Source organism: Pseudoalteromonas sp. ESRF-bin5 (assembly GCF_002632075.1).
GTDB lineage: Bacteria > Pseudomonadota > Gammaproteobacteria > Enterobacterales > Alteromonadaceae > Pseudoalteromonas > Pseudoalteromonas marina.
Genome location: NZ_NTLW01000298.1, coordinates 1 through 9,509 on the forward strand (window position 1 = coordinate 1; position 9,509 = coordinate 9,509).

9 protein-coding genes are annotated in these 9,509 nt (G+C 42.0%); all 9 read right to left on the bottom strand.

The genetic code is table 11. The features are described 5' to 3' along the window. Window positions 1–17 precede the first annotated feature (17 nt). Complete coding sequence (gene ftsA / locus BCG07_RS18350; protein ID WP_010555687.1) at window positions 18–1,250, bottom strand: cell division protein FtsA; 1,233 nt, start codon at window positions 1,248–1,250, stop codon at window positions 18–20. After that, the gene (locus BCG07_RS18355; protein WP_006792148.1) at window positions 1,247–2,026 is read right to left on the bottom strand and encodes a cell division protein FtsQ/DivIB; all 780 of its coding nucleotides are present in this window, start codon (window positions 2,024–2,026) and stop codon (window positions 1,247–1,249) included. The genes ftsA and BCG07_RS18355 overlap by 4 nt, the downstream gene beginning before the upstream one ends. A gap of 1 nt (window position 2,027) precedes the next feature. Next, window positions 2,028–2,948, bottom strand: coding sequence for a D-alanine--D-alanine ligase (locus BCG07_RS18360; protein ID WP_010555686.1), 921 nt, complete (start codon window positions 2,946–2,948; stop codon window positions 2,028–2,030). Then, complete coding sequence (gene murC / locus BCG07_RS18365) at window positions 2,945–4,396, bottom strand: UDP-N-acetylmuramate--L-alanine ligase (RefSeq protein ID WP_286891444.1); 1,452 nt, start codon at window positions 4,394–4,396, stop codon at window positions 2,945–2,947. The genes BCG07_RS18360 and murC overlap by 4 nt, the downstream gene beginning before the upstream one ends. After that, on the bottom strand, window positions 4,397–5,473 hold the full coding sequence (gene murG / locus BCG07_RS18370; protein ID WP_286891445.1) for an undecaprenyldiphospho-muramoylpentapeptide beta-N-acetylglucosaminyltransferase: 1,077 nt from the start codon (window positions 5,471–5,473) through the stop codon (window positions 4,397–4,399). After that, window positions 5,470–6,645 (bottom strand): cell division protein FtsW, encoded by a 1,176-nt coding sequence (gene ftsW / locus BCG07_RS18375; RefSeq protein ID WP_006792144.1) that lies wholly within the window; start codon window positions 6,643–6,645, stop codon window positions 5,470–5,472. Before ftsW ends, murG begins: the two co-directional genes overlap by 4 nt. Next, window positions 6,642–7,976, bottom strand: a complete 1,335-nt coding sequence (gene murD / locus BCG07_RS18380; RefSeq protein WP_286891446.1) for a UDP-N-acetylmuramoyl-L-alanine--D-glutamate ligase — start codon at window positions 7,974–7,976, stop codon at window positions 6,642–6,644. The genes ftsW and murD overlap by 4 nt, the downstream gene beginning before the upstream one ends. Next, complete coding sequence (gene mraY / locus BCG07_RS18385; protein WP_006792142.1) at window positions 7,977–9,059, bottom strand: phospho-N-acetylmuramoyl-pentapeptide-transferase; 1,083 nt, start codon at window positions 9,057–9,059, stop codon at window positions 7,977–7,979. Beyond that, window positions 9,059–9,509: glutamate ligase domain-containing protein (locus tag BCG07_RS18390; RefSeq protein ID WP_286891447.1), on the bottom strand; the 451-nt coding region annotated here is incomplete at its 5' end. The genes mraY and BCG07_RS18390, both read right to left, overlap by 1 nt.

The following is a 9,509-nucleotide window of genomic DNA, read 5'->3' on the forward strand; positions in this document are numbered from 1 at the left end:
ACTCTCCGACTTGAGTCTTAAAACTCGCCTTGAAACCATTTAGTAATGCGGTTCCACCAATTATTGTTATCCTCTGCTTTCGACTTTTGTGCATTCATCGATTGCATGGTGCGCCCGTATTGTAACAAACCAACAGCGGTTGCGTACGAAGGATCATCTACGTAGTCTGTTAAACCAACCATCCCGATTGGTTTACCTATTCTTACTGGCATTTGAAAAATGTCTTCCGCCACTTCCATTGCACCAGTCATTTTGGCAGTTCCGCCTGTTATAACGAGACCTGCCGCAATTTGGTCTTCTAAACCTGAACGACGAATTTCTTCCATCGCAAGTTCAAATAATTCTCTGAAACGAGGCTCTACCACCTCTGATAATGTATGACGTGACATTAATCTTGCAGGGCGCCCGCCTACACTTGGTACTTCAATAGTGTCTTCACTGCTTGCCAATTGGCTGCTTGCACATGCGTATTGTACTTTGAGTGACTCTGCATGCGATATAGGTGTACGAAATATTTTTGCAATATCACCCGTTACCTGATTACCCGCCACAGGGATTACTGCTGAATGGCGCAGCGCACCGTTGATATAAATAGTGATATCCATTGTACCACCACCAATATCGAGTACAGCGACTCCAAGCTCTTTTTCATCATCTGTGAGAACTGAATAACAAGAAGCCAATGCTGTAAATATCAATTGGTCGACTTCAAGGCCGCAACGCTCAACACATTTTTCTATGTTTTTAGCCATGTCGTTGGAGCAGGTAATAATGTGAGCTCGTGCCTCCATACGCACACCGCTCATGCCTAGTGGGTTTTTAATCCCTTCTTGCATGTCTATGCTGTACTCTTGCGGTAGTGCATGCAGCATTTTACGTTCAGCTGAAATAGGCACAGAACGCGCAATGTGAATCACATTTTCAATATCTTCGTCTGTTACTTCAGTATTATTAATAGCAACAACACCGCTTTCGTTCTGGCATTGAATATGTTTACCAGAAATCCCCAAGTACACCGAACTAATTCGACAATCTGCCATTAATTCGGCTTCGTCTATAGCGCGGCGAATAGACTCAGACACTAAGTTTAAATCGTTAACGCCACCTTTATCCATACCATGGGATACCTGGCTGCCCACACCAACAATGCTGAGCTTGTTATCTGCGGTGATTTCACCTACCGTGGCTACCACTTTCGAGGTACCAACGTCTAATCCAATCACGAGGTTTCTTTCTGCTGACTTAGTCATGCCTTACTCTTATTTTGTAATTGTTCTTCTTGCACTGGCTTAAAGCTCACTGCAAGGCCGGTATCATACCGTAAATCGACTGCATCTATCTGTGCTTTTTCTGGATATTCCATACGTGGGTAAACGTCTATAAAACGTTGAACACGCTTGGCTTTATCCCTACGCCCTAAATTTAAGCGCACCCCGCTATCAAGCCAAAGCTGCCAAGAAAAACGCTCTGATAACGCTAAACTTTTAAGCGTTAACGCGTTTACTTTAAGCATTTCGTCAAACTGCTTAAAAGCAATCCATGCTTCTTGTTCGCTCCCTTCTGGGCCGAATAACTGAGGTAAATCTTTACTTAACTTATCGCTGCGAGCTTGAAAAGCCTCACCGTTGTTATTAATTAACAAGTCACTATTCCAATGCGCAACCGCCTCGTGTTCAACAACGTAAACCTGAATTGTATCAGGCCATTGTTTTCGCACCGATACAGTGGCCACCCAAGGTAGATTTTGCACTAGCTGTTGTACATGTTTTACATCAAGCTCAAAAAAACTACTTAAATCCGCTTTTTTTATTGCTGTTATTATTGCGGTTTCATCTGTGTATTTAGGATGCCCTTGCACCGTTAAGTGCTTTATTTGTGCATCTTTATTTTTTACTAACCAATCAGATACACCCGTTGTAATTTGCACTAAGCCAATAATAACAACTAAAAAAAAGCTCACGCCAAAAATCAGCGACCAATTTAGGTTCTGTTTGATTTTATGAGCTTTTTCTAAAAGGGGATGCATATTAAAGCGTTTGCTCCAAAATGCGAACAACTAATTGCTCAAAACTTGCCCCATTTGCTTTAGCTGCCATAGGCACTAATGATTTTTCTGTCATTCCGGGTACAGTATTAACCTCTAATAAATAAAAGTTGCCTTGCTCATCTTGCATTGCATCTACGCGGCCCCAACCGCTTGCGCCAACTAAGTCAAACGCTTCTAACGACATAGCCTGTAATTGCTGCGTATCGTGCGCCGATAAATTGGCTGGGCAATGATACTGCGTAGTATTTGATTGATACTTTGCCTGATAATCGTAAAAGCCATTTGGCGTTGTCATTTCAATTACGGGCTGTACTTCATCACCTAAAACAGTCACTGTAAATTCACGACCCGTTATCCACTGCTCAACCAACACTTGGCTATCAAACTTAAATGCATTGATTAATGCATCTTCAAGTTCTTGCGCAGTAGTTGCTTGTGCCATACCAATGCTCGACCCTTCATGAGAAGGCTTAACCATCACTTTTTTAAATTCAGCCATGATAGCGTGTGCATCAAAACCTTTTTTAGCATCTACAACGGCATAAGGCGCGGTGCTTAAGCCAGCTGATTTAAACAAGTGCTTACAACGAATTTTATCCATTGCCAGCGCTGACCCTAGTACGTTACTGCCGGTGTAAGGTAAGTTCATAAACTCTAATGCACCTTGAACAGTTCCGTCCTCACCACCTCGGCCATGTAGTGCGATAAAAACACGATCTACATTTAACTCTTTGAGTTCCCACAACGACCGATTTTGAGGATCGAATGCAATCGCATCTACACCGCAATTTTGTAATGCATTAAAAACAGCCTGACCCGACTTTAATGACACTTCACGCTCTGCTGAGTTACCACCAAGCATTACCGCTACTTTACCAAATTGTGCATTTACTTGGGTCATACTTCACCTTGTTTTAATTTTTCTATCGACATGCCTGTTGCTGCTAACGTTTTTACTAACTGACCTATATTACCCGCACCTTGGGTCAATACTAAGTCATTATTTTGCAAGTTATCTGCTAATACACCCGCAAGCTCTTTACTTGATGCTACATGCAATGGCTCTTTGCCACGTTGACGAAGGCTTCGGCATAAACTTTTACTATCAGCGCCCACTATAGGCTCTTCGCCTGCGCCATAAACATCTAATAATAAGAGCTGATCTACATCGGCAAGTACTTTTACAAAGTCTTCATATAAATCACGAGTACGACTATAACGATGCGGCTGATAAACCATTACCAAGCGTTTATCGGGCCAACCCTCGCGTACTGCTGCAATAGTTGCTGCAACCTCTGAAGGGTGATGACCGTAATCATCCACTAACATTATATTGCCGCGTTCGTTTTCAAATTCGCCGTAGTGTTGAAAACGACGGCCAATACCTTCAAACTTTTGTAATGCTTCTAAAATTGCTTGGTTAGCAATATTTTGATCTTTTGCTACTGCAATCGCTGCTGTCGCATTTAATGCGTTATGTTTACCAGGCATATTTAGCGTTGCCGTTAAACACTCACCTTGTTTATTGGTTACCGTAAACGTACACGTATTAGCTGACTGGCTAAAATCACTCATACGATAATCAGCCGTTGGCGACTCGCCATACGTGATAATAGGACGCCCAAAACGAGGAATTAGTTCGGCGGCTACCTCAGAGTCGATACACACAACAGCCAGACCATAAAATGGCAGGTTATGTATAAAATCGACATAAGTGTCTTTCATTTTTTCAAGGCTGCCACCGTATGTATCCATGTGATCTTCTTCAATATTAGTGATCACCGATACCATAGGTTGTAAATGTAAAAACGACGCATCACTCTCATCAGCTTCTGCAATTAAAAAATCGCTTTTACCCACTTTAGCGTTACTGCCTGCACTATTTAATAAACCACCAATAATGAAGGTTGGATCGAGCCCAGCTTGTGCATAAATACTGGCAATTAAACTTGTTGTTGTGGTTTTACCATGTGTACCTGCAATGGCTATACCATGGCGAAAACGCATTAATTCAGCTAGCATTTCAGCACGACGTACAACAGGAATTCTTGCAGCTTTTGCGGCAATTATTTCAGGGTTAGTTTCGTCAATAGCACTTGAAACTACCACCACATTGGCATCTTTTACGTTATTTTCGTGATGACCTATGAATACTTCTGCACCCGCTTTAATCAAGCGATCTGTCATCGCACTATGCGCAATATCAGACCCTGTAATACGGTAACCTTCAAAAGCGAGCACTTCGGCAATACCGCCCATACCCGCTCCACCAATACCAATAAAGTGGATGGTTTCTATTCGACGCATTGCAGGTCGTATACTTTTGTTTTGTACTGATGCTTCTTTCACTTACGCTCTCTTATTTGATACTTGCTCACAGTGCGCGGCTACGCTTGCTGTGGCATCTAAAATGGCTTGTTTTTTTGCGTTATTAGCCATTTTATTAATTAAACTAGGGTTTACTAAGTAAGGGGTTAATAGCGCAACAATCGATTGCTCATTAAATACACTTTGCTGCATGAGTAACGCTCCATCTGCCTCAACCAAATATTGGGCGTTAGCCGTTTGATGGTCGTCAACTGCATGAGGAAACGGCACAAACACAGCCATTTTTCCCGCTGCTGCAATTTCACTTACCGTTAGCGCACCAGCTCGGCAGATAACAATATCAGCCCAAGCATACGCTGCATCCATGTCATCGATAAATTCCGCAACTTTTACATTATCGCTTTCGAACATGTGCGTTTTGTATGTTTGCTCAACGTTGTTTAAATGTCCTTTACCTGTCTGGTGCCATACATTTATTGCACTGGTTTTGTTAAGCGCTTTAAATGCACTTGGAAGTGTTTGGTTTAGTACCTGAGCCCCTAACGACCCTCCGACAACCAACATATTAACCGGTGTTGAAACATCACGCGTTGCTATGTCTATTACACTTTGACGAACTGGATTGCCGACAAGTTCAGCTTGTCCTGCATCAAAAGCGCTTGGAAAAGCCGCTAAAACGCGATTAGCAAATCGTGAAAGCCATCGGTTGCTCATTCCAGCAACCGCATTCTGTTCATGAATAACTAACGGAATACCTAAACTTTTTGCAGCAAGACCTGTTGGTCCAGTTACGTATCCTCCCATAGCAAGAACAACATCTGGACGTTGATTTTTCAATACCTTACGCGCTTGCAATATTGCATTAATGACCATGAATGGCGCTTTAACAAGGCGTTTTAATCCGTTGCCACGAACACCTTTTACATTAATAAAATCAATTTCAATATTGTGCTTAGGAACAACGCTTGCTTCCATTCTATCGGGTGTGCCAATCCAAGTAACTTGCCACCCCTGCGCTTTTAAATAGTCAGCAACTGCAATACCTGGAAATATATGCCCGCCAGTTCCACCAGCGACTACAACACACTTTTTACTCATCGTTTACCTCCGCCTGAGGTCGCTTGCTTGGTTGCCATTTTAGTTTCAAAGTCAACGCGTAATAATATTCCAGTTGCGATGGTCATAATCATCAAACTAGAACCACCATAAGAAATAAACGGTAATGTAAGACCTTTAGTTGGTAAAATCCCCGCACTTGCCCCTACATTCACCATGGTTTGAAACGCAAACCAAATACCTATTGCAAAGGCAAAGTAGCCTTCGTATTCTTTACCGCACTTTAAGGCTTGCTGGCCAATTAATAGTGCTCTAAATACTAAAGTGGCGAGCACCATTAAAATGCTTACCACGCCAACTAAACCAAGCTCTTCGCCAATAACCGCAAAAATAAAATCATTGTGTGCTTCAGGAAGGTATTGCAACTTTTGCACGCTATTACCTAACCCTTGGCCAAACCATCCACCTTGGCTGTATGCCATTAACGATTGAACGAGCTGGTACCCTTTTCCGAATGGGTCGTCCCAAGGGTCTAAAAAGCCAACAACACGCGCCATACGATAAGGCTCAACAATAATCAACAAAACAACCAAGCCAATCCCGGTTAAAATAAGGACAAAAAACTGCCATAGTTTTGCGCCCGCTAAAAACAATAAGCCAACTGTTGTTACAAACATAACAACTACGGTGCCTAAATCAGGCTGCAACAAAATAAGCAATGCATACACAGCAAACACTGCAATAGGTTTTGCAAAACCTTTAATGTTCTCTTGTACTTCTTCACGCTTTCGGACCAAGTAACCCGCTATGTAACTAAAAAAGTACAATTTAGCGGCTTCAGCCACCTGAAAACCAATGGGTCCAATTGGGATCCACCGCTTGGCACCATTAACCTCGCGGCCAATAATTAATACAGCAATGAGCAATACCATGCCCAGTATCAATAAATATGCATTTGAGCGTTTCCACCAATCCATTGGCACACAAACCGTGATCCAAAAAAGAACAAACGCAACGGCCAAAAACATCCCGTGACGAATAGCAATATGATGTGAGTTATCAAAAAGGCGCTCTGCCGTGGGCATAGACGCACTCATCACCATAATAAAGCCAACACCAATTAGCATTAGCATTGAATAAAGCAAAGGCACATCATAAAGCTGCGGCGAAGGTTTTGGTGTTAATGTGTCTTTTATTTGTGCAAGCGCAATCATATGTTATCCGCCAAAACACACTTAACAAAGTCATCACCACGTTGCATATAGTTGTTATACATATCAATGCTTGCACATGCTGGCGCTAATAAAACTACATTACCCGGCGAACTAAGCTGCTTAGCTAAATTAACCGCCTCACTCATGTTATTTGTTAAATAGCTTTTGCTGCTCAGAGCCACTAGCTTTTTGGCATCTTTACCAAAACAGATCAGCGCTTTTACATGCTTTTGTAAGTAAGGTTTAAGCGGGTTTAAATCAGCGCCTTTTGCATCGCCTCCCGCTATCACAATTAAGTTTTGAGTTTCTGTGGCCAAACTGTCTATGGCTGCTATGGTAGCGCCTACGTTTGTTGCCTTTGAATCGTTAAAGTATTTAACGCCATGTTGCTGAGTAACAAATTGGCAGCGATGAGCCAATCCGCTAAACTCATTTAGTGCCTTTGTATAAGCCTCTTTACTAATATTAAAGGGGCTTAGTAACGCCATAACCGCAAGCGTATTTAAATAATTGTGCTTACCTACAACAGCAAGTGTATCAACAGGTAAAAACGCTTCATTGTTAGCGAAAAAATACGTACTGCTGTTATGCTGCCCTAAACAATATTTACCCTGTTTAGTACCAAAACCAATTTTAGCCGTAGCACTGCTACTGGACGGATGCGTTTGTTTGTCATCTTCATTAACAACAAGACATTGTGTACCGTTGTAAATAGATAGCTTTGAGTCTATATATGCTTGGTAGCTATCGTAACGATCTAAATGATCTTCAGATACATTTAACACCGTGGCACTCACCGATTTTAAGCTTGTTGTGGTATCTAATTGAAAGCTCGAAAGCTCAAGCACATAAACATCAAAGTCGTCATTGAGTAAATCAAGTACTGCGGTACCAATATTGCCGCCAAGTGCCACATTAAAGCCAGCCGCTTTTAACACGTCATAGGCTAAAGTCACTACGGTTGATTTACCATTTGAGCCAGTCACTGCCACTACAGGTTTAGTATTAATGCGCGCAAATAGCTCAACATCACCTATGACTTCAACACCCGAATTAATAGCACTCGCAATGGCAGGCGTTTTAAGGCTTAACCCAGGGCTTACAATAATCATATCACTGCTATTAAGCCCAGCAGCATCTAAGCTGCCAAAGTGTGTATTTAAACTAGGCGCATGACTGCTCAGCCATTCAATTCCTGGGGGATTTGCTCGGCTGTCGACAACCTTTGGCGTTAAACCGTGAGATAGTAAAAAACGCACAATGCCCAGACCGGTTACACCGAGTCCGAGCACTGTTATTTGTTTATTCTTTATCTCGTTTAAATATTGCATTTATCTTATCTTTAATGTCGCAAGACCTGCGAGAACCAACACAATAGATATAATCCAAAAACGCACAATAACGCGCGGCTCTGGCCAACCTTTTAATTCGTAATGATGGTGAATAGGCGCCATTCTAAAAATTCGTTGCCCTCGTAACTTATACGAGCCCACTTGTAAAATCACCGACAACGCCTCCATTACAAAGACACCGCCCATGATAATCAGTAGAAGTTCTTGACGAACCAGCACTGCAATAATCCCCAGCGCTCCACCTAATGCTAATGAGCCTACATCACCCATGAATACTTGCGCCGGGTAGGTGTTAAACCATAAAAACCCAAGCCCTGCACCAACAATGGCAGTACATACAACCACAAGCTCACTGGCTAATGGCAAATGAGGAATATGTAAATAAGCAGAAAAATTAATATTACCGGTTAAGTAAGCAATTATGGCAAGTGCCGCCGCAACTAAAATAGTCGGTACAATAGCGAGACCATCTAGACCATCAGTCAGGTTTACAGCATTTGATGTTCCAACCAATGCAAAATAGGTAATAACAATATAAAACAAGCCTAACTGCGGTAAAACATCTTTAAAAAACGGCACAACTAAAGACGTTTCTGCAGCTTGCGTACTTGTAAAGTACAATGCAGTTGCAACCACAAGTGCAATTACTGACTGCCAAAAGTACTTCCATTTCGCTATAAGCCCTTTTGGATCTTTACGGATAACTTTTCGGTAATCATCGATAAAGCCGACAATTCCCAGTGAGCCAATTACAAATAACGTTGCCCACACATACTTATTAGAGAGATCGGCCCACAATAAGGTACTTGTAAAAATTGCCGCTAAAATAAGCAGGCCACCCATAGTTGGCGTACCCGATTTTGATAAGTGTGATTGTGGACCATCATCGCGTACTGTTTGCCCAATTTGCATTTTTTGCAAACCACGAATTAGCTTTGGCCCTAAATACAGAGACATAATGAGCGCAGTTAAAATCCCCAAAATAGCGCGCAGCGTTAAATACGAAAAAACATTAAAACCACTAAAATACTGTGTTAAATACTCAGCCAGCCAAACTAACATTATGATACTCCATTGATGGCTTGTTGCTGGCCATTAACTAAATCGGTTACTAATAATTCCATGCGAGAACTGCGTGATCCTTTCACGACGATGGTCGTTTTTTTATTTACTTGATTAATTGTGGCTTGAATTTGTTGCTGCATCTGATCGCGGTTTGAGAAGTGACGATTCGCAAGTGCAAATACATCGCTTGCACACTTACTCAACACACCTAGCGTAAATAGCTCATTAATGCCTTTTTCAAGCGCATATTCGCCAACTTCTTGATGGTATTTACGTGCGTCTTCACCAAGCTCACCCATATCACCCAGCGCTAAAATACGATGCCCTTGCATATCACTCAGTAAGTCAATGGCAGCCTTAACCGATTTAACATTGGCATTGTAAGTATCATCAACCACGGTGAGCATGTCAGACACTTCTATTAAGTTTACGCGCCCTTTTACATCG